Origin of the sequence: Azoarcus sp. CIB, assembly GCF_001190925.1 — a bacterium.
GTDB lineage: Bacteria > Pseudomonadota > Gammaproteobacteria > Burkholderiales > Rhodocyclaceae > Aromatoleum.
Window position 1 is genome coordinate 4915097 of the sequence record NZ_CP011072.1, and the last position, 24165, is coordinate 4939261.

Below are 24165 nucleotides of genomic sequence, written 5' to 3' on the forward strand. Positions count from 1 at the left end.
CGACAGGATTCACACCCCAGGTGCGAACCCTGTCGTCGGTTCTCCGATACCCCAGCCTTAGAAGAACATGCTCAGATTGTTGGCCGTGATCGTGCCTTGATCGAGCAATACTGTGCGCTTGTCGATCTTGAAACCCAGACCATCATTTACCCGCAGGAGAATATCGCGACGCTCCCCGACGTAAATGTCAGTCATTCGTTCAAGACGATTGCGATAGCACAAGAAGGCGGAACTCACTTCGAGCTTCTCAGCTGACACTTCGCGCACAATCACATTAGTGATCATGTGACGGGATCGGGAAGGGGGGTCTTCGGTCCAGTTAAGGCCTGACAACCTGCCACGGATACGGGCAGTCAATCGACTGTGGTCTTCGTCGAAGTGGGCGTTACATCCCGGACCGTAGTATTCCAGGTTCGAATTCTTTGTGGTCTGAGTGGTCCGAATTGGAACCCAATAATGGATGTCCTCAGTGAGCAGGGTTAACCATTCTTGATATTTACGATGATCAAGAAGTTGCGCTTCCCGATAGTAAAACTGTTCGACTGCGTTTTGGAGCTCAAGACTCACAGGCTTTTCGAGATAATTAAACGGTTGTGTCAATTCTATGGACATGGAACGTCTCCATTATTTCGTTTGGATCGACGTTTCGGCAGGTCTGGCCTGACGAGTAGATCTATTTGGTTAGTGCGGCAGGGATAACGACTTGGGCGGCGGTTAATTACGGCCTGAGGGTTTCCCAGCTCGGCTCGGACATCATGCGGCTCCAGTGGTGATACATACCGCGCGCAGCCTCCTCACCATAGACATAACTGGTCTTCCCGGGGAAATCCGGATTGTTTGCATTAGGCTTACCGACCCCCATTGAGGCGCAGAACGGTCGACTGCGGGCCATATGCCCCCGCAAGACACGCTGTACTTCAACCCAGTTTTCACCATCGTCCTGCTCGTAGGTTCCGCCCTGGTTGAAGGTCATGATGTTCATTCGGCGATATTCGTCCTTGATTTCTGCGGGGGCATCAGCATCAACAACAATGAACGACCAGACTTCGAGTTCGTTCGGTCCACGTGGATGCCAAGTACGAACAGTATTGATGCCCGGCAGGAATGAACAGGTCGGGAAAATTGTCATGTGTTGCGCAACCATGCGGTTAGCTGGCAGTTTGTTGCCAAGCCGCACCTGTGCGCGTTCAGCGGCCGGACCCTTTGTCCAATAGTCCACAACTTTTGGCCCCATAATTGCGTACAGCAGGGAGAAGTCGTCATTGAACCATCCCGTTCCATGGCCACCCCACGCCGCGCGGAATTGGTTCCCAGTAACAGGCAGCTTTACGTCGGATAGGTCTTGATCGGGACGTAGGCTGGAAACGACCCCGGCCACATGCGACATGGTGCACGCGTGATACATGTCGCTACAAAACTGTTCCGCGGCAAATTTCCAATTGCATGGAATGACGGTCCGCTGCATCCCGGTAATCACTTCGGTGCCAGCTTCGGTGCGATCAAACATCACATCCATGTATGGAGTGGCGTCACTGAGATAGTCAATCAAGGGCGGCGCTTTTGCATCCCAGTTGGCAAATACCAAGCCCTTGTAGGTATCTACCCGCGCCTGCAGCGGACCCCAGTCGGCTTTTTCGAAACCACAGTCCCCTTCTTTCTTGTCACAGAAGGCTTCCTTTTCAAACGGAACATTGACAAGATTGCCTGCGATGTCGTAGGCCCAGCCGTGATAGGTGCAAGTAAAGGACTTTGCATTACCATAAGTTGAGCGCTCAATGACCATCCCACGGTGACGGCACTGATTCAGAAACACTTTGATGGAGCGATCCCTTTGGCGAACCACGATAACCGGGTCTTCGCCCATATACGTCGTGATGTAGTCACCTGGATTTGGAATATGCCCCTCGTGGCAAACCAGCAGCCACGAACGAGCGAAAATCCGTTCTAGTTCCAGTTCATACAGATCCTGGTCACTGTAGATACGTGGGTCAAGCAGCCCTAGTTCTTCGTCGACGAGGCCACGAATCTCCTCGGGACTCCACTTTCGAGAAAGCCTAATCGTGGCTTGTGAAACTTCGTTCATTGACGAACTCATATTTATCTCCTCAATTGCCCTTGGTGAAGAGCTGTTAAACGCACCTATAAATTTAGCTTGCGGCGTAGGTGCTTCACCGCAGCAATGCAAACTGCCGAACTACACTGACCGACGACTCAATGTGCTGACGCAGCAGCAGGGAACATTGTTCGGCGTCACGCGCAAGCGCACTTTGAAAAATGAGCTCGTGCTCCGCGTGGACATTTCTCTCGGGCAAAGTGTGGGGCGACGTAAGGCGCCGGTAGCGCTCGAGGTGAATATTCAGAACAGCCAAGAATCTGAAGGTCCAATCGGACGAACAGGCGCTAATAAGTGAACGGTGGAAATTGCGATTCGCTATCTCCCATTGGTCAAACTCGTCATCAGGGTTACGCATTACGTGCTCATCGGACCGAGCGAGTTCGCTATATGCGGCAACCAAATTGCTTTCCCATTCAGAGCCACCACACTTCACACTTTCGCGAACAGATTCACACTCAAGCGCTATGCGGGTTCGAGTGAGCCCCTCCAAGTCTTGCAACGACATTGGCGCCACGAAAAAGCCTCGCTGGGTCTTGGCATGCACCAAGCCATCAGAAACCAGGAGGCTCAGGGCTTCACGCACTGTCCCGCCACTTACATCGAAACGCCTCTGAAGGTCATCAATCAGCAGTCTCGATCCTGCCGACAAGACTCCTTGCACAATTTCGCATCGAAGCCTGTGCATAACTGACTCAATCAGACTGCGCGGCTTTCCTTTAGGCGACGCAACGCCGGCCGCAAAAAGGTCAATGCCAATTGCTTCTTTACCCAACGCTGGCTGATTCATCGCTCTTCTCACCTATCTTTTCTGAAATTGACCTTCGAAAGCGCCTAGAGACAGCACATCGCACTTGTGGCGGCGCTGCTGCTCGACTGGCGACGTACTTGTCACGAGTGTCGATTAACGATAATCGATTTTTTGGAGGTTCGCACGCTGCAGCGCAGCATTGCAAGAGCACCACTAAGTGCTCTGGTACGAACGACTGGCCCAAGCGATGATCTTTTGGGAAGACGAACCCTGCTCAGGGGCGTACATCTGGAAGCACGCTCAGCTCAACACTGACGCGCCGGCCCCGCCTTTCAAGCGCGTCGAACTGCAAGGCCTAGAATCGGGCAACAAGGCATCGGGTTGCTCGAGCCGATCTACACCACGCAGTTCGACTCGATTCGCGCCTCGTGCGTCAAGGCGATGGACGAGACGCCGATCAAGGCCCGGCGTGCGGGGCCGGGGAAGTTGAAAGCGGCGTACTTCTGGCCGGTCTACGGCGAACTCGACGAAATCTGTTTCCCGTTCTTCGAGAGTCGAAGGATCGAGCACGTCGAACAGGCGCTCGGCCTTCCGTCAAAGAGATCGCCGATCTTCTGCGCCACCAAAGCCTCGACACGGCCAACACCTACGCCCGCGTCGATCTGGAAGGGTTGTGGACCGTGGCCCTGCTGTGGCCCGGGAGTCTGCCATGAACGCCCTGGTTTCATGGATGACTCGGGTCGAGACGTATCTGGCGTATCGGCGTCGTCACGGATTCAAGCTCAGCATCGATGCCACGCAGCTTCAATCGTTTGCCCGCTTTGCTGACGAAGCCGGCACGGCAGATCACCTGACGGTGGCGCTGGCCATCGCATGGGCCCGCTCGTCGCGGCGGCGGAATCCGCTCATGTGGGCGAGTCGTAACGAGGTTCTGCGTGGCTTCGCACGTTTCTGCCTGCGCGACGATCCGGCGACGGAGATGCCGCCGCAGGGGCTCTTCGGCCCGGCGCACCGGCGCCTCGTCCCGCACATCTACACGCACAGCAGGTCCTGGCGATACCCATGAAACGCTTCGAGCGGCCCCTGCTCGAGTATCTCTCCCGCGATGAGGTTCAAGCCGTTCTCGCCGCCCCCGACACGAGCACCTGATGTGGTCACCGTGATCGGGTCATGTTCGCGTTGCTCTACAACACCGGCGCGCGAGTTTCCGAAATGATCGGCATCCGGGTGGCCGATGTCACGCTCGCCACGACGTCCTCGGTGCGCTTGCAGGGCAAGGGGCGCAAGCAACGAACCGTGCCGCTGTGGAAGGAGACGGCGGCCGAAATCGGTCACTGGTTGAAGTATGCAGACTTGCGTGCAGACCAGCCCCTGGTCCCCAACCGCAGCGGGCGACCGATGACTCGCACGAATGTGGCCGACCGACTTGCCCTCGCGATCACGGCCGCGACGACGCAGTGTCCGCGGCTGGCGGGGCGCAGAATATCGCCCCATTCCTGGAGGCACACGACGGCCATGCATCTGTGCAGGCCGGTGTCGACATCACGGTCATCGCCTTGTGGCTGGGTCACGAGAGCCCGGTCACGACCCATGGCTATGTCGAGGCTGATCTGGCAATGAAGGAACGTGCCCTCGCGACCCTCGCGCCCCCGGAGACCAAACGCAAACGCTATCGCCCAAGCGACGCCGTCCTCAAATTCCTCGAAAGCCTCTGAATTATGCAAACCTGTGCATGCGGACCACCGTACAGGAGAACGCTCGCGACGGCGTAGCTTGCCTAATAGTTGACCGAGGATAACGGCGCTTATCGAAATATTTCGATAAGCGCCGGAACTGGCTGTTCTGCTGGACCGAACTCGGCGCCAGGCAGGTCGGCATCATGCAGATGCCTGATCGTCACTTGCCGCCTGCACGAAATCGATTCGTATGACTATCTGGTCGATGTCCTGCAGCGAGTTGGTCAGCATCCGGCCAGTCAGGTCCACGAACTGACGCCACGCATGTGGAAGCAACTCTTCGCTAGCAATCCTCTCCGATCGCCTTTGCAAAATCCACAGGCGTAGGCAAGTACGCCGGGCAGTTACCGGTTACGCTTGGCCTACCTGACTGACGCTTGCGTCGGCACTTGCGCCTGAAATCTGGCACGTGCGACGGCGATCGCCGGCTGGTGGTGCTCCGCCCAAGCGATGAGTGCGGTGAGCGGGGGCATGAGCGAGGTGCCGAGCGCCGTGAGTCCGTAACGCACCGCTGGCGGCGTGGTGGAGGTCACCTCGCGCCAGACGAGCCCGTCGCGTTCGAGATGACGCAAGGTTTCGGCGAGCATTCGACGGGAGATGTCGGGTACGGCGCGGAGGAGTTCATTGAAGCGCATGGAGTTGTTGGCAAGGGTGATCAAAATCAAGACCGACCACTTGTCCCCCAGCCGATCAAGCACATCACGCACCGGGCAACTTTCGCCGTGGGTGGGCAAAGGCAGTGGAGTGGTTCCCTTATGATTACCTTGCGACATACGCGTGCCTTCTTGTGCAGTTTGACGACAGTTCCTAGAATGCACCAAGTTCTTTATTGTAACCTGAAAGGTAATGCTATGCCCCATTTTCGCGACGCACGGATTTTCATCACCGGCGCTTCGGGCAAGTTTGCCACTCAGGTGCTGCGGGCGCTCAACGCCCAAGGCGCCCGGTACGTGACCGCAGGGAGCCGGTTCCCGGTGCGGATCAGCGGGCTCGCCGAGTCAAAAATCAGGGTGGATTTCGACGACCCAGTCAGCCTGGACGAAGCCTTCGAGGGTATCGATCGATTGCTGATCGTTGCCACCGATGCTTTGGGTGAACCTGGCAAGCTCGCCCGCCAGCAGAAGGCGGCGATCGAGGCGGCCGCCAAGGCTGGCGTCGGGCATATCCTCTACACCTCGATGACCAACCCTGGACCTGAAAGTCTGATCCCCTTCGCGCCGGACCATCGCAGCAGTGAGGAGGCGGTCATCGCCACCGGCATCCCTTACACCATTCTGCGTAACAACTGGTATTTCGACAACCTGCTGTTCACGATGCCCTCGGTGCTTGCGTCGGGGCGCTGGTACACCGCGGCCGGCGATGGGACAGTGGGCTATGTGACGCGCCTCGACTGCGCGGCAGCGGCCACAGGCGCCCTGCTCACAGAGGACCAGTCATCGATCCAGGACATCACCGGCCCTGTGGCCTTGACCGTTGACGCGCTGGCAACCGCGACCAGCAAGCAACTGGGCAAGCCCATCGAGGTGGTCCAGGTCTCCGACGACGCGCTCGCGGCCGGGATGCGCGACGCAGGGGTCCCCACCCATTCGTTGAGCTCATGGTCGCCTTTGATGCCAACGTGCGCGCAGGGCACATGAACGTGGTCACCGATGCGGTGACATACTTCGCTGGCCGTGAACCGCAAAGCCTGGGCGACTGGCTGGCGGTGAACCGCACGGCCCTGACAAGCTGAGCCCATGCGCCGCCAGCCCACGCGCTACCTCCCTCACTGCGGCGGGCCCCGTTTTTTCATGGGCTGGATCCACCCGACACTTACGAACTCACCTGGCCGGCGCCGGGTGCGCCATGGCTGGCCGAGCGAGCGGGCTGCTCGAGGCCGCAGCCATCGCCACCGCCTTCGACGGACAGGGCTTCGACCACGGGGTGTTCGTGCCACTGAAGATCGCCCCTCCCAAAGCAAGATTTCCATGCGCGCAGACGTCGCTCAAAGCCGGCCTCGGCCTCGACGTTCACTTGACCGCAGGCGCGGCGCTCGCCCCGTTGCGCGAGGAAGGGGTGCTGATCATCGGCTCGGACAACAGCTTCCACAACATGCAGGAGATGATAGCGGGTATGCACGGGCGCAGCCGGGTGCGAGCCGTGAATTCGATGCCTGGCTGGAGGCGGTCGCCGCCGACACGCGTGAGGAACATCTGTTACCCCTGCATGTGGTGGCTGGCGCCGCCGCTGGCGAGCCACGCCGCAAGATGCTGGAAGATCACGTCATGGGCACCGTGGAGAGTGCCTTTGAATATGGAGGTATGGAGGCAGGCCATGAGCTTCGAATTTCCGCCACGCCCGGGCGAACGTCCGCGGACCACGCCTTGTGCACCGCACACCCAGATCAGCCAGAACAGCGCTCCGGAGGTGCACCGGACCTTCAAGGTACACGCATCGAGTTGCCTTCGTGCGCAGCGAGCCATCGAGAATCTCGGTCCCCGGGGCCGAGGCTCTGGTGCTATCCCATGAGCGCGCATGTGGTCCGCCCCAAGCCTTCATGGTCGGTCGCGAGTTCGCCCATGTGCATCCGGCTGATGACGGTTCGATGCACCTGATTCTGCCCCTGGAGCTGGTCAGCAAAGGCTGGGGCGAGCCACATCCCATGGCCGAGGCGGGCTACATCCCGGCCAATGCCGTGATGGCCTACGCGCCCCGGGACATCGCCGAGATCGACATCCTGCTGGGCATCCTGCGCACCTCCTGGGACTTTGCCTGCGGCCATATAAATCTACCTTCAACCATCGTCATCCATGAATGAGGAGAAAGCAGTGACTCAAAACAACCGTGATTTGTACTCACCGGCCACCGTCGCCGGCCACCGGCTACAGAACCGCATCGTCATGGCGCCGATGACGCGCAACCGCGCCATCGAGAATCTGCCCAACGCGCTGATGGCCGAGTATTATGCGCAGCGCGCCTTGGCCGGGCTGATCATCACCGAAGGCACCAGCCCCTCGCCCGAAGGCCTGGGTTATCCGCGCATTCCAGGGCTGTTCTCAGAGGCCCAGGTGGCCGGCTGGAAGGGCGTCACCGGCGCGGTTCACAGCCGCGGCGCCAAGATCTTCGTCCAGTTCATGCACACCGGACGTATTGGCCATCCGCACAATCTGCCGCAGGGCGCGCAGGTACTGGCTCCCTCGGCCATCGCCGCCGCCGGCGAGATCTACACCGACCGCGCCGGCATGCAGCCGCACCCGGCGCCCCGGGCGATGAGCCTCGACGACATCGCCCGCACCCGGCAGGATTTCGTCAAGGCGGCCCAAAACGCCATTGCTGCCGGTTTCGACGGGGTCGAGCTGCACGGCGCCAACGGCTACCTGCTGGAGCAGTTCATCCGCCCCACCAGCAACCAGCGCAGCGACGACTACGGCGGCCCGATCGAAAACCGCGCCCGTTTCGTGCTGGAAGTGGCCAGGGCCACGGCAGAGGCCATCGGCGCCTCCAGGGTGGGCATTCGCCTCTCGCCCTACGGCGTGTTCAACGACATGCCGCCTTACGCGGAAATGGAGGCCGACTACACCTACCTGGCCGAGCAATTGGGCAAGCTGGGGCTGGCGTATCTACACATCGTGGATCATTCCGCCATGGGCGCGCCTGCAGTGCCGGAGCAGATCAAGCAGGCCATGCGCGCGGCCTTCGGCGGCCCCGTCATCCTGGTCGGCGCTTATGACGCGCAGCGCGCCCAGGACGATCTGAACGCCGGCCGCGCGGATCTGATCGCGGTCGGGCGTGATTTTCTCGCCAACCCGGACCTGCCCGACCGGTGGCAACAGGGGTTGGCGCTCAACGCGCCGGACTTCGACACTTTCTACACTCCCGGCGAGAAAGGCTACACGGACTACCCTACCCGCGCCGCTTAGCCGGCCACCTCGCACGCCGCGGTGATCGACAGGGACGATCGGTCATCGCATGGCGGCGCGGCAGAAGCTGATCTACATCACGTGGCCCGATGAACAGAGGGTGCTCGTCACCCGGTTCACGTCATGGCCTAGCCAAACTGCCGCCTGAACCTGCGCACGCCAATACCGAAGATCCCCACCCCCAGCAGCGTCAATCCCAGCAGCGAATCCCACAGCACGTCGAGCCCCGCGCCCTTGAGCAGGATGCCGTAGCCCATCTCGATGAAGTAATAAAGCGGCGAGAGGTACATTGTCTCGCGCAGTCCGGCGGGCATGGCCTCGGGCGGGGTCCAGGCGCCGGACAGGAAGACCATGGGCATGAGGATGAAAATGGCCAGCATCGCCGCCTGGGCCAGGTTGCGGCTCAGGGTGGCGATGTAGAGACCGAGCCCGGAGGTGGCGACGGTGTAGAGGGTGGTCACGGCGAAAAACAGCGGCAGGCTGCCCTTGATGGGCACGCCGAAGACCGGCACCAGGACCAGGAACAGGGAGATTGCGGTGCCCGCGAGGATCACCAGGGTCATGGAGATCACCTTGGGCAGCAGGATCAGCGCCGGGGTCAGCGGCGAAACCAGCAGTTGCTCGATGGTGCCGCGCTCCTTCTCGCGCACCGCGGCGGCGGCCGGCAGCATGATGGCCATGACGGTGATGACGGTCAGCAGCTCCGAGATGGGGATGAACCAGGCATCGTTCTGGTTCGGGTTGTACCAGACGCGGTGCTGGTCCTGGATCATGGGGACAGTGTCGAGGCTCGCCTCGCTCGCCCCCATGCGCGCCAGCGCCGCCTCGAAGCCGTAGCGACCGATGATCTGGCCACTGTAGCTGGCGGCCAGCGTCCCCAGCACGGTGTTGCTGGTGTCCACCAGAACCTGCACGTCCGTGGGCCGGCCGCTCTGCAGGTCACGCTGAAAGTAGGGAGGGATGTCCAGCACCGCCAGCGCCTGCCCCTGGTCCAGCAGCGCCTGCCCTTCGCGGCTGTCCTGGATCTCGCCGCCCAGCTGGAAATAAGGCGGACGGAAGCGGTAGATCAGCTCGCGGGAGGCGGCGCTGTGATCGGCATCGTGCACCACCACCGTGGCATGGTTGAGCTCCAGGCGCACATTGCGGGTCATGTAGATGTCGGCGGTGAACAGGAAGACGATGGCGAACATCAGAAAGCCGTCGCGAAAGAGCTGCAGCAGCTCCTTGACTGTCATCGCTGCCAGCCGCGACCACCAGAGTGTCAACCTTGAGTTCATGTGCGCGGTCTTTTGTGAAAGAGCGCGAAGCTGATCAGCCACAGCACGGCCGCGTAAATGGCCAGCGCCAATGCCTTGCCCCAGAGCTGTTCCAGGCCCACCCCCTTGAGGAAGCTGCCCAAGGCGATGTCGGTGAAATACATGGCGGGAAACAGGTGCGCCTCGAATTGCCCCTGCGGGTCCATGGAGGCGATGGGCACCAGCAGGCCCGAGTACAGCACGGAGGGGATGATGGTCATGACTACGGTCAGCATCATCGCCGCCACCTGGGTGCGCACGATGAGCGAGGCGAGCAGGCCGATGCCCGTGGTGCAGGTGACATAGATCACCGAGGAGAGGAAGAAGAACAGCGGATCGCCCTTGAACGGCACGCCGAACAGACCGGTGGCGAGCGCCCACAGAATGAGGCTGTTGACGATGGAGATACCCACGTAGGGCAGGAGCTTGCCGGCCAGGAATTCGCCGCGGGTGACGGTGGAGGCATAGATGTTGTAGATGGAGCCGCTCTCCTTCTCGCGCACCACCCCCAGCGCGGTGAGGAATGGAGGCGCCACCATCAGCACCAGCATGACCAGCGCCGTGGCGATCGACCAGGTGCTCTTGAGCTCCTGGTTGTAGAGATAGCGCAGCTGCACCCGCACCGGCTGGGCGAGCGCCGCCGCCCGTTCCGGCGCGACGCCGAAGCGGCGGCTGATATAGGCGGCCAGCAGTTCGCCGTTGAAGGCCGCGTTGATGGCGATGACGTAGGCCTTGCTGGTCGAGGCGCGAAACGGGAAGGTGCCGTCGATCAGGCTCTGCACCGCCGCGGGCCGCCCCGCCATGAGGTTCTCCTCGAATTTTGGCGGAACCACGATGGCGAAGCGGATGCGGCTGTCGGCGAGCAGGGGGTCGAGCTCGCGTTCGCTCTTCACATGGCCCCGGTAGTCGAAGTAGCGCGAGTCGATGAAGCGGTGGGTGTAGTCGCGCGAGAGGGCGCTGCGGTCATGGTCCACCACCGCGAACGGGATATGCTCCACGTCGAGCGACAGGCCGTAGCCGAAGACCAGCATCAGCGCAGCGGGCACCACGAAGGCCAGCGCGAGAAACAGGCGGTCGCGCACGATCTCGCGCCACTCCTTGTGGGCCAGCGCCGCGATGCGTGCGAGGTTCATAGCCGCTGCTCCCCCTGTTCCAAGGCCGTGATCCGGTAGACGAACACATCCTCCAGCGAGGGCGGGCGCGGTGTCACGCCGGCGAGCCCGATGCCGCGGCCGGCGAGGATGGTCTGAATCTCGCGCGTCGCGGTGTGCGCATCGCGGGCAAACAGATGGATGTGCCGGCCGAACAGCGCCACCCCCGCGAAGCCCGCCTGCTCCAGCAGCGCCATGGCGGCCAGCGGCCGGTCGGTGGCGACCTCCAGCAGCTCGCCGGCCTCCTCGCGCAGGGCCTGCTTCAATGCCGCGGGCGGGTCGTCGGCGACGATCCGTCCGGCGTGCATCAGGGCCAGGCGGTCGCAATGCTCGGCCTCGCTCATGTAGTGGGTGGTGATGAGGATGGCGACCTGCTCCACGCGGGCGAGATGGACGAGGATGTCCCAGAAGCGGCGCCGGCCGATCGGGTCCACGCCGGAGGTGGGTTCGTCCAGGAACAGGATGCGCGGCCGATGCACCAGGGCGCAGGCGAGCGCCAGGCGCTGGCGGATGCCCAGCGGCAGGCGGCCCGCCAGCTGCCGCTCGCGGCCCGTAAGCCCGGTCAGCTCCGCCACCTGTTCGATGCGCTCGCCAGCCGCGTGCCGCGCTACGCCGTAGATGCGGGCATAGAGGCGCAGGTTCTCCAGCACGCTCAGGTCCTGATACAGGGAAAACGCCTGGGAGGTGTAGCCGATGCGCGCCTTGATCGCCTGCGCGGCAAAGTGCATGTCGGCCCCGGCCACCCGCCCCTCGCCATCGCTGGGCGGCAGAATGCCGGTGAGCATCTTGATCAGCGTGGTCTTGCCGGCACCGTTGGCGCCCACCAGACCGAAGATATCGCCCTGATGGACGGTGAAGCTCGCGCGATCCACGGCACGGAAGCCGTCGAAATCCCGCGTCAGATCCTTGGCGAGGATGGCGACATCGTCGCCAGGCGGATCGCCGTCGCCGGCCCGAGGTTTGGCAACGGCCCTCTCCTCGACCAGCCGCTGCCGGCGCAGGAGGGCGACGAAGGCGTCCTCGAGATCGGGCGTGGTGGCGTGCAGGTCCCGCAGAGACAGTCCCTTGAGGAGCCCGGCTACCGTGCCGACGGCGGCTTCGGGCTCCGCGTCGTCCACGAACACCCGCAGCCGCGGCCCCACCGACTCCGCCTGCGCAAGGCTGGCCTGGATGCGGTCCAGCGCCTCCACCTGCGGCTCGGCCTCGAGTTCCACCACGCTGCCCGGCGTCCGGGCCCGGATCGCATCGGGTTCGCCGCTCGCAAGCACGCGCCCGCCGTGCATCAGGGACAGGCGGTGGAAGCGCTCGGCCTCGTCCATGTAGGCGGTGGAGATCAGGGCGGTGATGCCATTCTCGCGCAACAGCTCGGCGAGGATGGCCCAGAAATCCCGGCGCGAGACCGGATCGACACCGGTGGTGGGCTCGTCCAGGACGATGAGCTCCGGCTCGTGGATCAGGGTGCAGACGAGGCCGAGCTTCTGCTTCATGCCGCCGGAGAGGTGTTTCATCGGCCGGCCGGTGAAGCGGTCGAGCCGCGTCATGGCCAGGAGCTTCGCCTTGCGCGCGGCAATCTCTGCGGCCGGCACGCCGCGCAGGCGGGCGAAAAAGTCGATGTTTTCTTCCACCGACAGCTCGGGATAGAGGTTGAGGCCCAGGCCCTGGGGCATGAAGCCGAGCCGGCCCTTCACCCGCTCGGCCGCCGCCTCCGAATCGATGCGGATGCCGAACATTTCGATCGAGCCCTCCTCGAAGGCGAGCACCCCGGCGACGGCCTTCATGAGGCTGGACTTGCCGGCGCCGTCCGGCCCGATGAGGCCGTAGATTTCACCGCGCCGCACCTCGAGATCGACCCCGGCGACCGCCGCCTGCCGGCGATAGCGCTTGCCGAAACCCTGCACCCGGACGGCCGGCGCGGGCGTTAGCGGCGCGGCTTCGCCCATGGGGTGTCCTCGCGCCAACGGATGATGGCATCGGCCGGCAGCCCCGGCGTGAGGCGGTGCTCCGGGTTTACATCCAGATACAGCTTGACCGCATAGACCAGCTTGACCCGCTCGTCCGGTGTTTGCACCTCCTTCGGCGTGAACTCCGCCCGCGCGGCGATGTAGCGCACCGTGGCGGGGAACGGCCGGTCGGGGAAGGCGTCGGTGTACACCCGCGCCGGCAGCCCCAGGCGCACCTTGCCGATGTCCTTCTCCGGCACATAGGCCTTGAGATAGAGGCGGTCGAGATCGACGATGTCGAAAAGCGGCGCACCCGCGCCGACCACCTCGCCCGCATTCACCAGACGCTGGGTGATGATGCCGTCGGCAGGCGCGACAATGGCGAGATCGGCGAGCACGCTCTCGGCCTCTTTCAGCGCGGCCCGCGCCTGATCGAGCTGGGCGGCCAGGGCCTTGACTTCATCCTCCCTGGCGCGCAGCCGTTCATCGCCCAGACGCGCCTGGGCAAGCTGCCTTTCCGCCACGCGCACGGCCTCTTCGGCCGAGCGCGCCTGGTTGGCCGCAACCTCGGCGGCCAGCGCCATCTGCTCGTAACGGTGCCGATCCACCGTTCCCGCCTCGGCCAGCCTGCGGAAGCGCTCGGCATCCCGCGCCGCCTGCTCCGCGCTGGAGTGGGCCGAGGCGAGCTGCGCGCGGGCATGGGCGAGGTTGGCCTCGGCGGTTTGGATCGCCAGGGGCAGGTCCTTGCGCGCGACTGCGAGCGCCGTCTGCGCAGCCCGCCATTGCGCCTCCATGGCGCTTGCCGCCTGGCGGGCCTGATCGAGTCTGGCGCGGACCTGGGCATCGTCCAGGCGGGCGAGCACCTTGCCCTTCTGCGTGCTATCCCCTTCGCGGGCAGGGAGATCAGCCACCTTACCCGGCATCTTGCCGGCGACGGCATAGTGATCGCCCTCGATACGGCCGTTGGCTTGGATCAGTCCATCAGGCAGCGGCGGCGTGCGCAGCCAGAACCACCAACCCGCGACGGCGAGCAGGGCCAGCACGGTCAATCCGGAAACGAGCCCAACGGACGGGATGTTTTTCTTCACGCTGGCTCCCTCTCTAAAGATCGCCCACGGCACGCTTCAGTCGCAGTCCAGCCAGCGCGGCGTCATAGTGCGCGGCGGCGTGATTGGCCTCGCTGTTGACGCGCAGGGTTTCGGCGTCCAGCACCTCGGTATGGGTGGACAGGCCGTTGGCATAGCGGTCGCGCACCACGCGCAGGTTTTCCTCGGCCTGGTCGATGGCCGAGCGGGTGACCTCGATGCGCTTTCCCGTTTCCTCCACGTCGAGCCAAGTCTGGCGCACCTGCAGGGCGACCACCGAGGCGAGCTCCTCGCGCTGCTCCGTCAACGCTGCCGCCTGGCGCTCGACCGCGCCGGCGCGGTGACCGGCCACACCGCCATCGAACACGTTCCATCGGGCTCCCAGGGTGACCATCCACTGCCCTTCATGCACCTGATAGCGGTTTTGCTGGTAGCCATAGCCGCCGGACAGCGCAATCTGCGGACGATTTTCTCCGCGCACGGCTGCCGCCTGATGGCGTAAGGCCTCGATCTGTCCGGCCAGCGCGGCCAATTCGCTGCGCTGGACGAGCGCCCGCTCGGTCAAGCGCGCCAAGGGTACCCGACCCGCATCGGGGGCCAGTTCATCCAAGCTGACGGCCTGGTCAAGCGGTCGCCCCAGCAGCCGGTTGTAGGCCGCGCGGGCCAGATCCAGGGCATTGGCCGCCTGCAGGGCCTTTTGCCGTGCATCGGCCAGGGCGACCCGCACGGAGAGCAGGTCGCTCCTGGCCACCATGCCCTGCTCGTGCAGGTTTCCCACATCGCGAGCATGGGCCGACAGACTCTCGACATGGCTTTCGGCGACCTTCAGCATCCGGCCGGCGCGCAGCCCGTTGACGTAGGCATCGGCCACGCGCAGCTTGAGGTTCTGCACGTCGGCCGTCTCGCCCAGCCTCGCCGCCTCCAGGCCCGCCGCCGCCGCATCGATGCCGCGCTCGATGCGGCCCCCGGTGTAGAGCGGCAGGGTCGCCATGGCCTTGTAGGCGGCGCTGTCTTGCTGGGCCATCGGCATCTGCAGCGACTGGCCGAGCAGGTCGGCCCTGAACGCCGGCGTCTTGTCGAGGGCGATATAGCCTGCCTCCAGACTCACGCTGGGCAGGCTGCTGGATCGGGCAGCCTCCAGCAGGCTCTCGGCGGCGCCGGTGTTTTCGCGCGCCGCCTTCAGGCCGCGGTCCACGCCCAGGGCGGTGTCCCATGCCTGCGGCAGGGATTCGGCAGCGGCGTTGCCCGCGAGCAGCGCGGCGGCCAGGCCTGCCAGCGGCAGCAGGCCGCGGAGTCTTTTTGGGTGATGAGCGGAATTCATGTTGTTCCTTCTTTTGTGGCCGCTTCTTTGCGCTGTTTGTGGCGCAGCAGCAGATAGAGCAGCAGGGGCACGACGATCAGGGTGAGCACGGTGGAGACCAGCGTGCCGAAGATCAGCGAGATGGCCAGGCCGCCGAACACCGGGTCGGCGAGCATCACGGCGCTGCCCAGGACGATGGCCAGCGCCGTCAGCAGGATGGGACGCAGGCGCACCGCACCGGCTTCGAGGATGGCTTCGCGCAGGTCCATGCCCTGGCGCCGGTAGTCGAGCACGAAGTCGATGATGAGCAGCGAGTTGCGCACCACCACGCCGGCCAGGGCGATGATGCCGATCATGGAGGTGGCGTTGAACGGCTGCCCCATGAGCCAGTGTCCCGGAAAGACACCGGCCAGCCCCAGGGGGATCGCCGCCATAGCGACCAGCGGCAGGCTGAAGGACTGGTAATAGGCCACCAGCACCAGGAAGATGAAGGTGATCGCCAGCCCCAGGGCACCCAGCATGTCGCGGTAGGTATCGAGCGTCATGCGCAGTTCGCCATCCCAGAGCAGGCGGGGGCCGTCCAGGGTGTCGGGCGCCACCGGCTTGAAGCGCAGGTTGCCGGTCACAAGGCGGCTGCCGTCGGCCAGCGCCAGGCCGTCCAGGCGCCGGTCGAGATCGAGCACCGCGTAGACGGGGGCGGTGGATTCGAGCTCGCCGCCCACGAAGGTGACGCGCTCGCCATCCTTGTGCAGGATGGGCCGGTCGGCCCGGGCGGGCGCCACCTGCACCAGTTCCGACAACGGCACCCGCTGGCCCTGCCGATTGGTCAGCGACACCCGTGTCAGCAGTTCGGGGTCGATTTGGTGGCTGCGCGGGATTTGCAAGCGGATGGGCACGGGGTTCTTTTCGCCTTGAACATGGGCGCGCCCCAATGCCTCGCCGTCGATCAAGCGGCGCAGCGCGACGGCCACCTCGGCGACGGTCAGCCCGGAGAGCGCGGCCTTTTCCCGGTCGACGGTCAGGCGGTGTTGGTACACATCCTCGACCTCGGTGTCGGTGACTTCGACCATGTCGTAGGTTTGCCCGAAGGCCGCTTTGACCTGCCCGGAGAGCGCGCGCAGTTGCTGCGGGTCGGTGCCGTAGATTTCGGCCAGCACCGTGGCGCGCACCGGCGGCCCCGGCGGGTCTTCCACCAGCTGCACGGTACTGCCGGGGAAGCGCGCGGCGATGGCCTGCACCGCGGGACGCAGCTCGCGAACGATATCGATTGAGGTCTTGTCGCGCGCCGTTTTGTCCCGGAGGTTGACGCGGACTTCCCCCACATGCGGTCCCTGCTTGCTGCCGGCGCCGCGCAGCAGGCCATTGAAGTCGATCACACCGGCCTGGCCGATCCAGCTCTGGTAATCGCTCACGTCGGGGTTCTGGCGCAACAGGGCACCGATCTCACGGGCGAGGCGATCGGTGGTTTCTACCGGGGTGGTCTCCGGCAGGTCGAAGGTGATGTTGAAGGTATTCTTGTCGTCCTTGGGCATCATCGCCATCTCGACGCCGAACCAGGTCTGCGGCCCGCTCAGACCCGCCGGGCGCACGAACTGCCAGGCGGCCTGGAACAGGGAGAGCACGATCGCCAGGGCGGCCAGCAGAAAGACGCCCCGCCGTCTGGGCGGGCGGTCCACCAAGGGCGCCATGAGCGCGTGGTAGAAGCGGTGCAGGCGGTCCCCGGTGTCGTGGTCTTCCAGGTCGTGCCCCTCGCCCGGTTTGAGCCAGCGGTTGGCCGCCCAGGGCACGACGGCATAGGCCACCAGCAGGGAGGCGGCCATGGCGACGGGGACGTTGAAGGCGACCGGATAGAAATACTGCCCCGTCATGCCGGAGACGATCAGCAGCGAGCCGAACACCAGCATCACCGCCAGCGTCGCCAGGTTGGTGGGGGAGCCGATCTCGTTGACCGCCTGCACCGTGGCCCGCGCCTTGTCCTCCTGGCCGAGGCGGGCGTAGCGGCGGTGGATGTTCTCGATGACGACGATCGCGGCATCGACCAGCAGCCCGAGCGATAGGATCAGCGCGAACAGGGAGACGCGGTTGATGGTCAGGCTCCCGAAATAGGCCGCGCCCAGGGTGAGCGCCAGAATCAGCGGCACCGTCACGCCCACGATCAGCGCCTCCTTCAGCCCCAGGAAGACGGCGGTCACCAGGAACACGGCCAGCACGGCGATGCCCAGGTGCTCGATCAGGCCGTTGACGGCGGCGTCCGCCTTCTGGCCGTCGTTGCGGGTCACCACGAGCTCGACGTCGGCCGGTACGAATTGCACCCGCATCCGCTCGATGCGGGCGAGCACCTCATCAGCAACGACCACGGCATTGGTGCCGGCCTTCTTGGCCACAGCCAGTGTCACCGCCGGCATCTCCGCCTGCTGCACCTTGCCGAAGCGCGCATCGGCCGGACCGAAGGCCATGCGGCTCAGTTTATCCCGCTCTTCGGGGGGGCCGTCGACGACGCGCGCCACCTCGCCCAGGTAGATGGGGCGGCCGGCGTGGTTGCCGACGATCAGGCGCCCGAGCTCCTCCGCCGAGGCGAGGAAGCCGTCCAGGTACACCTGGCGGTTCTCGCCCTGCTGCACCACCGTGCCCAGGGGAGCGGCGACGTTGCCCGCGCTCAGGAAGGCGCGCACCTGGTCCAGCGTCACGCCAAAGGACTGCAGGCGCTGCGGGTCTAGTTCGATGCGCATCTCCCGGTCGCGGCCACCCTGCACGAAAGTGGTGGATACCGCCTCCAGGCTGCGCAGCCCCTCCAGCATGCGGTCGGCCAGCCGCTTCAGCGCATAGTCGTCATAGCGCTCCGAGGCCAGAGTGACCGTGACGATGGGCACGTCGTCTACGTCCACACTGCGGATGAGCGGCTCCATCGCCCCGAGGGGCAGGCGGTCGCGCTGGCCGAGCACGCGGTCGTAGAGCTTGACCAGGGATTTCTCCTTGTTCTCCCCTACCTTGAACTGCACCATCAGCACGCCCAGCGAGTTCATTGCCGTGGCGTAGGTGTGGTCCACCCCCGGGATCTGCTTGACGATACCCTCCAGTGGCCGGATCACTAGTTCCTCCACCTCTTCGGGGGAGGCGCCGGGCAGGGCCACCCGCACCTCGGCGCCGGGCACCACGATCTGCGGGTTTTCCTCGCGCGGGGTGAGCGCCATTGCCAGCAGGCCCAGCAGCGCACAGGCGAGCATGAACAGCACGGTCAGTTTGGAGGAAACGAATATCTCGGCCAGGCGTCCGGCGCTGTTGAGTCTGCGGTCGGTCATCACGGCGCCTCCGCCGGCATGACGCGGTCGCCGTCGCGCAGGGCGGGCTCGACCGCTGCCACCAAGCGCTCGTCGGCTGCCAGACCGGCGCTCACCTCGACCCGGTCGGGCCATTCGCGGCCGGTGCGCAGCCAGCGGAACAGCGCCCGGCCCTCGCCGTCCAGCACGAAAACGCCGGTGAGCCCGCCGCGCTCGGCCAGCGCCCGCCGCGGCACCACCGGCGAGGGGCTTTCCCCGACCGTGAAGACTGCGCGGCCGAACATCCCCGGCATCAGCCCTACCGTCTCTGGCAGCGCGATCTTGACCTGGTAGCTGCGAGTAACAGGATCGCCGGAGGGAACCACCCGGGTCACCGTGCCTTCCAAGGGCGTGGGCAGGCGGTCAAGGCTGACCACCGCCGGCTTGCCCTCGCCCATGGCGGCGACCTGGCCTTCCGCCACGAAGGTCTCGAACAGCAGGCCACGCCCCGACTCCACGGTCAACAACGGCATGCCGGGCACAGCGAGATCGCCGGCCCGTTTCAGGCGGGCCACCACCGTGCCGGCCACGGGGCTGACGATTTCGGCATAGGCGCGCTGGGCCAGCGCCGTGTCGAGACCGGCGCGCGCCTGGTTCAGGACCTCGCGGGCGGCGTCAAACTTCAGGCGCACCTTGCGCATCTCGTTTTCCGAGACGCTGCCGCGTTCGAACAGGCGCTCGAATCGCTCGCGGTCGGTCTGCGCATCCCGGAAGGCGGCCTCGGCTGCGCCTTGGGCCGCGCGCGTTTGGCGGATGCCGCCTTCCACGTCCGCGGCATCGAGGCGGGCAAGCACCTGGCCGCGCCGCACCCGTTCACCCTCCTGCACCCGGATCTCGCGGATATAACCGCTCAGCCGCGAGGCGACCTCGACGCGCTGATCGGACACCACCGAGCCGACCGTAGTGTACTCGACCGGTGCACTGGCGGTCGCCGTCATGACCGGAAGATTCCAGGTCTTGGCGTCGATTTGAGTCGGGGCCTCCGGCGCTTTACCGCATCCGGTCAAGAGAGCGTAGAGCGCCAGCGGCGCCATGTGTGTGAGCAGGTTTTTTCTTTTCATGGGGCGGGTTTTTCCGATTGGACTTTAAATGGTGATTAGCAGGACGCGGGCCAGCCATTCTGCGGACGCGGCCTTGTCGGTGCCGCGAGTGTTGCGGCGGCCGGTGCGGAGCGGCCTCGTAGGCAGCGCGCTCCGGCTGGGGCATCCGCATCTGAAACTGTTTGCCGAGCTGATCGGCACCGAATGCCGGTGTGCTGCCGAAAGACAGAAGAGCGCCGGACAGAACGTGCGAGAGCCACATTGAATGGGGGCGTGGTGAAGGCAAGTTACTTCTCTCTTTTGCGGAAATACACCTGGGCAACGCGGCGAGCAAACACCACCTTTTGACGCCACCAAACATGCAGCGATGTCCGCACTCTGTCGGTCCACGAAGCGCCCGGGGGCAACAGCTCCCGTCCCAGCACCGACTCGAACGCCCGTAGCTGCGCCAAGTAGACCTGGACGTGACGCAATTCGAAGCGCTGCGGGTCGATCTGCCCGTAGTCTTCCACGAGCCGGTTGAATAGCGCGCGCAGCCGGTCCGCGCGAAGACGGAGCAGACCGTCTTCGGCATGCTCCGTCGCCAGCCGGGCGAGTTCGAGTCCCCGATTGACGAGCGCGTCAAACCCCTTGATGGCAGGGCGACCCTCCAAGCGCCCGATCCGCTGGAACGGAAGTTCCAAGTACACCGCGAGCACACGCCGCAAGTCGGCGAGGATCGCCTCCTCCAGTGCCAGGGGAGGACGCTCGACAAGCGGGATATCCTCGGTTCCCGATGCCGACCGGCAGGCCCGCAAGTCCTCGACATAAAGCCGGGAATCGCTGAAATACCCAGTGACCTGTCGGGTTGTTGCCTGCTCAAGCTCGTCGCGAGACGCGTCGCTGAGCACGCGCGCCATCGAGCGCAATGGCTGCCACATCGAGAGCGGAAAACGGGAAAAGCGATAAGGCGCCTGAGTTCCAGGCAGCAAACGGTAGGCGATCAATTCCTCCTGCAACGACGGGTCTTCTTCGAACCGTGCTCGGATGCCCTCGAACACGTCCAAAGGCATGCTCGGCAGCCCTATCCGGTTGCCGAGGGAGCGGCGGCCATAGCCACCGGCCGCAAGCATCTGCGCCACGACGTCCGCGCAATTGAAATCGCTCCGGTGCCATTGCAGGCTGCCATCCCGGAACGCGCCTTCCTGGCGGCGCGCCTCGGCCACCATCGCGGCGCGGCTTTCGGGGGGAACGCCCCGGACGCGCAAACCGAGCGTCTCGCGGCCGTAGGCCATGCCATAGGTGTTGGTATGAACTTGCGATGGGGACGGACGAGTGACACCGTACAAATAGTCCGCAAGGCTCACGTGCTGGAGAAAATTTGGATCGACGGAAGGGTCCGCGATGTAGTTCGCGCTATAAACGACGCCCTCGATACGGATGGCAAGGTGTCCGAACGGATTTTCGCGGACGAGCCGCTCCGGCGTCTGCGAGGTCGCGTAGGAAAGCAGCAACTCGACCTCGGCCGGTGACTCGGCGTCGAGTCGTGCGAGCGCTGCGTCGATACCGAGCACCGGCGCGCCATCTTCGACCCCGTAAGTCGGCAATGGATGTACGGGATCCTCCGCGTCGTCCAGTGCGAACCGGGCGATGCTGACGATGTTCGTCCGCTCTCTGTACTGCCGTTGGGCGGTGAGGATTTCTTCCCGTCGGACCGGATCGGAGAGGATTTCCTCGACCAGTCTTCCCGCGTCTTCCGCATTGCCAGCAAAACTGGCCAGCCCTTGGCGCACGAACAGGGCGGCGTTCTCGCGCTCGTGGCCGCTGATGACATCGAGGAGGATAGTCGGCACGCCGATCGTGAACGCTTCCGCCGGCGTCAGTCCTCCCGCCTTGGTGATCAGGACGTCGGCGGCACCCATGTACGCAGTCATGTCGGATCGTGGCACCAGTCCCACGACCTTCAGTGTTAGCCGCGACGGCAGGCTTCCGCGCAGCTCCTCCAGCCTGGCGCGCAGGCGCGCATTCGCGCCACAGGCGGCGATGATCTGCAGGCTGCCGGGAACATGACGCATCACGCCGTCGATGATGCCCGCATAGTCCCCCTGGCCTTCCTTGCCGCCCGCGAGCGTCAGGGTGGGAATGTCCGGCGATAACCCGATACGCGCGCGGATGTCCTGGCGAGCGACTGCGGACACCGCCTCAAACTGCACCGGCATCCCGCTGGTGATTACCTTGTCCGGTGGCACGCCTGCCGCCAGCCAGCGCGATTCCAGTTCCGGGTGCGCCAGAAAGGTGCGATCAATCAGCTTGGAGATACGTGGAAAGTAGCCCTCGAAAAAGTCCGTATGCAGCCATCCGATTCTTCGATTGGCCAGGAACCCCTTTTCGCGCAGCGTTCCCAGCACCTGGGCGGCGCCGTAGTGGGTCGACAGGATGACGTCCGGCGCCTCTTGGGTCAGGTAGGCGTTAACTTTCCCCTCAGGGTAGTCAGTGGGCAGCATCGACAGCGAGGGAATGCGGTTGCCTCCGGTTTGCGTCGCGTCGAACAGGCTCTCGAAGCACTCGGGCAAGTTGCTGGCGACGAACCAGTACAGGCGTTCGTCGACTCTCCGCCAAACCGGGTGCATGAAGGCGCGAATGTCCTGTAGAACCACCTCGGTGCGCCGGGATTGTCGATGTATTTCAGCCCTTATGGCTTGAGCAGCGCTGATGTGCCCGTAGCCGATCGACGAATAGAAAATGACGATCTTCTTCGGTGGCAAGGACGCGTCCATTTTCATTCCCTGCTGGCTTGTCACGCGGGCCGGCTGAGGGTTGGGGCTCATTAAATTCATGATTACTTTTCACTGCCTCCAGCCTCGATGCTGGCAGCGATCCGTTCAGCCAGTTCGAGTGGACGGCCGTTCCCTGTGGCCGTCGCAAGGGTGCGCGCCTCCTGCGTCGCCTGACGGCACAGGTCGCGCGCGGCGCACAGGAGGGCGGTGCGTGCCTCGCAGCGCTCCATGGCATTGGCTTCTTGCAGCAACACGTGGCTCGCCACGAGGGTTTCGCCGTAGCGCCGAGCGACGCCGGCGAGCGGTTCCGGGTAGCCCGCGAGCGCAGCCCCTGTGGCACCGGCCGCCCCGCCCAGCGGCGCCGCCAACCGTTGACGGGTTCGCACCCGCTGCGTCGGGTCATCGACGCCATCTCGCGCCGGGCTCAGATTGGCGGCCTCCAATTCCGCGGCACGGTTGACCGCATTAGAAACCAGGGCGAGGACTTGCAGGTCAGCGCAGCGCACCAGCAGGCGGAAGGCCCCGGTGGTCAAGTAGTCGCCCGCCAGCACGGTGGCGGCGTTGCCGAGATGCGCGGATGGGCCGCTCGCCGCATCGACGTGGGCATGCAATTGCTGCAGGCTGAGATGGATCAGGTCCAGGGCCGTGCCGGCATCGATGCCCGCCTGCCCGGGATGGAAGCTGCTGGTCACCAGCGCCCGGATCGGAATCTGCTGGCCTGACAGCAACAGGCGCAAGGCAAGCTGGACGGGGGCGGCCTCGCAGGTCAGGGCGCCTGTAATGGCGGCGCGGACGCCCGTCATCACAGCCTCGGGGAAGTTCATGGGATGCCTGTCAGTCATCAGTGGGCGCTCCTGCCCAGCGGGCCAATTGCTGCGCCGCGCTGCGGTAGCCGATCTCGATGATTTCCTCGGCGCGGTCGAACTCCATGAAACGCACCGCGCCCAGCGGCGGGCGGATGAGGATGTCCGACTTGTCCTGCCGCAGGCTGGCCTGGGTCATGCGCGCCTGCATGATGTAGATCGAGCTCAGCAGCACGTCGAAGATGCCCGGCAGCGGTTCCGGCTCCTTGTGCAGCCAGGCTTCGAACTGGGCCAAGCCGGGGTTTGTTCGCAGGCTTGCCATCAGGCGCGCCATGGCCTGGGTATGGAATGTTCCCTGTGAGTTCGAATCTTGGCGGGATACCCGGCTCGCCACGATGTCGTGGTTGAGGTCGACGGCGATGACCAGGCCAGCGCCCATGGCACGCACCACGCTCACCGGCACCGGGTTGACCAGACCGCCGTCGACGAGAATGCGGCCATTGCTGCGCACCGGCGTGAAGATGCCGGGCACCGAGATGCTGGCACGCACCGCATCGATCAGGTCGCCCGAGGCGCACGCCACCTCCTCGCCGCTCATGATGCAGGTGGCCACGGCGCGGAAGGGAATCGGCAGGTCCTCGATGTTTGCCGCTGCCACATGGGCGCGCACGAAGTCCGCGATTCTTTGCCCGTCGATCAGGCCCGAGCGGGGGAGAACGGGGTCGAGCAGACCGGCGATCTGGCGCCAATCGAAGGCGCGAAAACGATCGGCCAAGCCCCCGATCTTGCCGGCGGCATATACCGCGCCCACCACCGCGCCTATGCTGGTGCCGGCGACCAGATCGACCTTGATCCCGGCCTCCTCGATGGCGCGCAGCACGCCGATGTGCGCCAGCCCGCGCGCTGAACCGCTGCCCAGCGCCAGGCCGACCTTGCGCGCGGGCGGATTGGGAACGGTTTCGGGTGCGGGTTTCGCCAT

20 protein-coding genes and 2 pseudogenes are annotated in these 24165 nt (G+C 64.6%); 7 read left to right on the plus strand and 15 right to left on the minus strand.

Annotated elements, in window-relative coordinates:
• Positions 1-57: 57 nt before the first annotated feature.
• From AzCIB_RS22060 to AzCIB_RS22070, 3 genes are all read right to left on the minus strand, one after another.
• Positions 58-612 carry an aromatic-ring-hydroxylating dioxygenase subunit beta gene (locus AzCIB_RS22060; protein WP_050417870.1) on the minus strand — a complete coding sequence of 185 codons (555 nt, stop codon included), beginning with the start codon at positions 610-612 and terminating at the stop codon, positions 58-60.
• 106 nt (positions 613-718) lie between these two features.
• Positions 719-2083 (minus strand): aromatic ring-hydroxylating dioxygenase subunit alpha, encoded by a 1365-nt coding sequence (locus AzCIB_RS22065; RefSeq protein WP_174718468.1) that lies wholly within the window; start codon positions 2081-2083, stop codon positions 719-721.
• 85 nt (positions 2084-2168) lie between these two features.
• Positions 2169-2903, minus strand: coding sequence for a GntR family transcriptional regulator (locus AzCIB_RS22070; RefSeq protein WP_083447101.1), 735 nt, complete (start codon positions 2901-2903; stop codon positions 2169-2171).
• Positions 2904-3206: 303 nt separating this feature from the next.
• Here AzCIB_RS22070 and AzCIB_RS23955 point away from each other — a divergent pair.
• The 4 genes and pseudogenes from AzCIB_RS23955 to AzCIB_RS23960 all read left to right on the plus strand — a co-directional run.
• A pseudogene (locus AzCIB_RS23955) lies at positions 3207-3452 on the plus strand (IS66 family transposase); the annotation flags it as partial.
• 121 nt (positions 3453-3573) lie between these two features.
• A complete protein-coding gene (locus AzCIB_RS22075) occupies positions 3574-3930 on the plus strand; it encodes a hypothetical protein (protein WP_232299290.1) in 357 nt (118 codons plus the stop codon).
• A gap of 146 nt (positions 3931-4076) precedes the next feature.
• Positions 4077-4484 carry a tyrosine-type recombinase/integrase gene (locus tag AzCIB_RS24765; RefSeq protein WP_232299460.1) on the plus strand — a complete coding sequence of 136 codons (408 nt, stop codon included), beginning with the start codon at positions 4077-4079 and terminating at the stop codon, positions 4482-4484.
• 205 nt (positions 4485-4689) lie between these two features.
• Positions 4690-4927 (plus strand): annotated as a pseudogene (locus AzCIB_RS23960) (transposase domain-containing protein); the annotation flags it as partial.
• A 35-nt stretch (positions 4928-4962) separates the two neighbouring features.
• On the opposite strand, the gene AzCIB_RS22085 reads toward AzCIB_RS23960, so the two are convergent.
• A complete protein-coding gene (locus tag AzCIB_RS22085) occupies positions 4963-5307 on the minus strand; it encodes a winged helix-turn-helix transcriptional regulator (RefSeq protein ID WP_050417872.1) in 345 nt (114 codons plus the stop codon).
• A 144-nt stretch (positions 5308-5451) separates the two neighbouring features.
• On the opposite strand from AzCIB_RS22085, the gene AzCIB_RS22090 reads away from it, so the two are divergent.
• Entirely contained in the window at positions 5452-6237 is a 786-nt protein-coding gene (locus AzCIB_RS22090) for an NAD(P)H-binding protein (protein ID WP_169138093.1), read from the plus strand.
• Between the two features lie 372 nt (positions 6238-6609).
• Here AzCIB_RS22090 and AzCIB_RS24770 read toward each other — a convergent pair whose 3' ends face one another.
• Positions 6610-6792 (minus strand): hypothetical protein, encoded by a 183-nt coding sequence (locus AzCIB_RS24770; RefSeq protein WP_050417873.1) that lies wholly within the window; start codon positions 6790-6792, stop codon positions 6610-6612.
• Between the two features lie 344 nt (positions 6793-7136).
• Between AzCIB_RS24770 and AzCIB_RS22100 the strand changes: the two genes are divergently transcribed.
• Positions 7137-7397 carry a luciferase domain-containing protein gene (locus tag AzCIB_RS22100; protein WP_050417874.1) on the plus strand — a complete coding sequence of 87 codons (261 nt, stop codon included), beginning with the start codon at positions 7137-7139 and terminating at the stop codon, positions 7395-7397.
• 10 nt (positions 7398-7407) lie between these two features.
• Entirely contained in the window at positions 7408-8499 is a 1092-nt protein-coding gene (locus tag AzCIB_RS22105; RefSeq protein ID WP_232299291.1) for an alkene reductase, read from the plus strand.
• A 128-nt stretch (positions 8500-8627) separates the two neighbouring features.
• Here the strand turns inward: AzCIB_RS22105 and AzCIB_RS22110 are convergent, their stop codons facing one another.
• The 10 genes from AzCIB_RS22110 to AzCIB_RS22155 all read right to left on the minus strand — a co-directional run bounded on the left by AzCIB_RS22110 (position 8628) and on the right by AzCIB_RS22155 (position 24165).
• Positions 8628-9734 carry an ABC transporter permease gene (locus tag AzCIB_RS22110; RefSeq protein ID WP_198149583.1) on the minus strand — a complete coding sequence of 369 codons (1107 nt, stop codon included), beginning with the start codon at positions 9732-9734 and terminating at the stop codon, positions 8628-8630.
• A 38-nt stretch (positions 9735-9772) separates the two neighbouring features.
• Positions 9773-10927 (minus strand): ABC transporter permease, encoded by a 1155-nt coding sequence (locus tag AzCIB_RS22115; protein ID WP_050417877.1) that lies wholly within the window; start codon positions 10925-10927, stop codon positions 9773-9775.
• Complete coding sequence (locus AzCIB_RS22120; RefSeq protein ID WP_050417878.1) at positions 10924-12885, minus strand: ATP-binding cassette domain-containing protein; 1962 nt, start codon at positions 12883-12885, stop codon at positions 10924-10926. The genes AzCIB_RS22115 and AzCIB_RS22120 overlap by 4 nt, the downstream gene beginning before the upstream one ends.
• A complete protein-coding gene (locus tag AzCIB_RS22125; RefSeq protein WP_050417879.1) occupies positions 12864-13973 on the minus strand; it encodes an HlyD family secretion protein in 1110 nt (369 codons plus the stop codon). Before AzCIB_RS22125 ends, AzCIB_RS22120 begins: the two co-directional genes overlap by 22 nt.
• 13 nt (positions 13974-13986) lie before the next feature.
• Positions 13987-15291 (minus strand): TolC family protein, encoded by a 1305-nt coding sequence (locus tag AzCIB_RS22130; protein ID WP_050417880.1) that lies wholly within the window; start codon positions 15289-15291, stop codon positions 13987-13989.
• On the minus strand, positions 15288-18569 hold the full coding sequence (locus AzCIB_RS22135) for an efflux RND transporter permease subunit (protein WP_050417881.1): 3282 nt from the start codon (positions 18567-18569) through the stop codon (positions 15288-15290). The genes AzCIB_RS22130 and AzCIB_RS22135 overlap by 4 nt, the downstream gene beginning before the upstream one ends.
• Positions 18569-19648, minus strand: a complete 1080-nt coding sequence (locus AzCIB_RS22140) for an efflux RND transporter periplasmic adaptor subunit (RefSeq protein WP_050417882.1) — start codon at positions 19646-19648, stop codon at positions 18569-18571. The genes AzCIB_RS22135 and AzCIB_RS22140 overlap by 1 nt, the downstream gene beginning before the upstream one ends.
• A gap of 266 nt (positions 19649-19914) precedes the next feature.
• On the minus strand, positions 19915-22443 hold the full coding sequence (locus tag AzCIB_RS22145; protein WP_232299292.1) for an MGDG synthase family glycosyltransferase: 2529 nt from the start codon (positions 22441-22443) through the stop codon (positions 19915-19917).
• A gap of 2 nt (positions 22444-22445) precedes the next feature.
• Entirely contained in the window at positions 22446-23225 is a 780-nt protein-coding gene (locus AzCIB_RS22150; RefSeq protein WP_050417883.1) for a polyprenyl synthetase family protein, read from the minus strand.
• Positions 23218-24165 carry a patatin-like phospholipase family protein gene (locus tag AzCIB_RS22155; RefSeq protein WP_050417884.1) on the minus strand — a complete coding sequence of 316 codons (948 nt, stop codon included), beginning with the start codon at positions 24163-24165 and terminating at the stop codon, positions 23218-23220. The genes AzCIB_RS22150 and AzCIB_RS22155 overlap by 8 nt, the downstream gene beginning before the upstream one ends.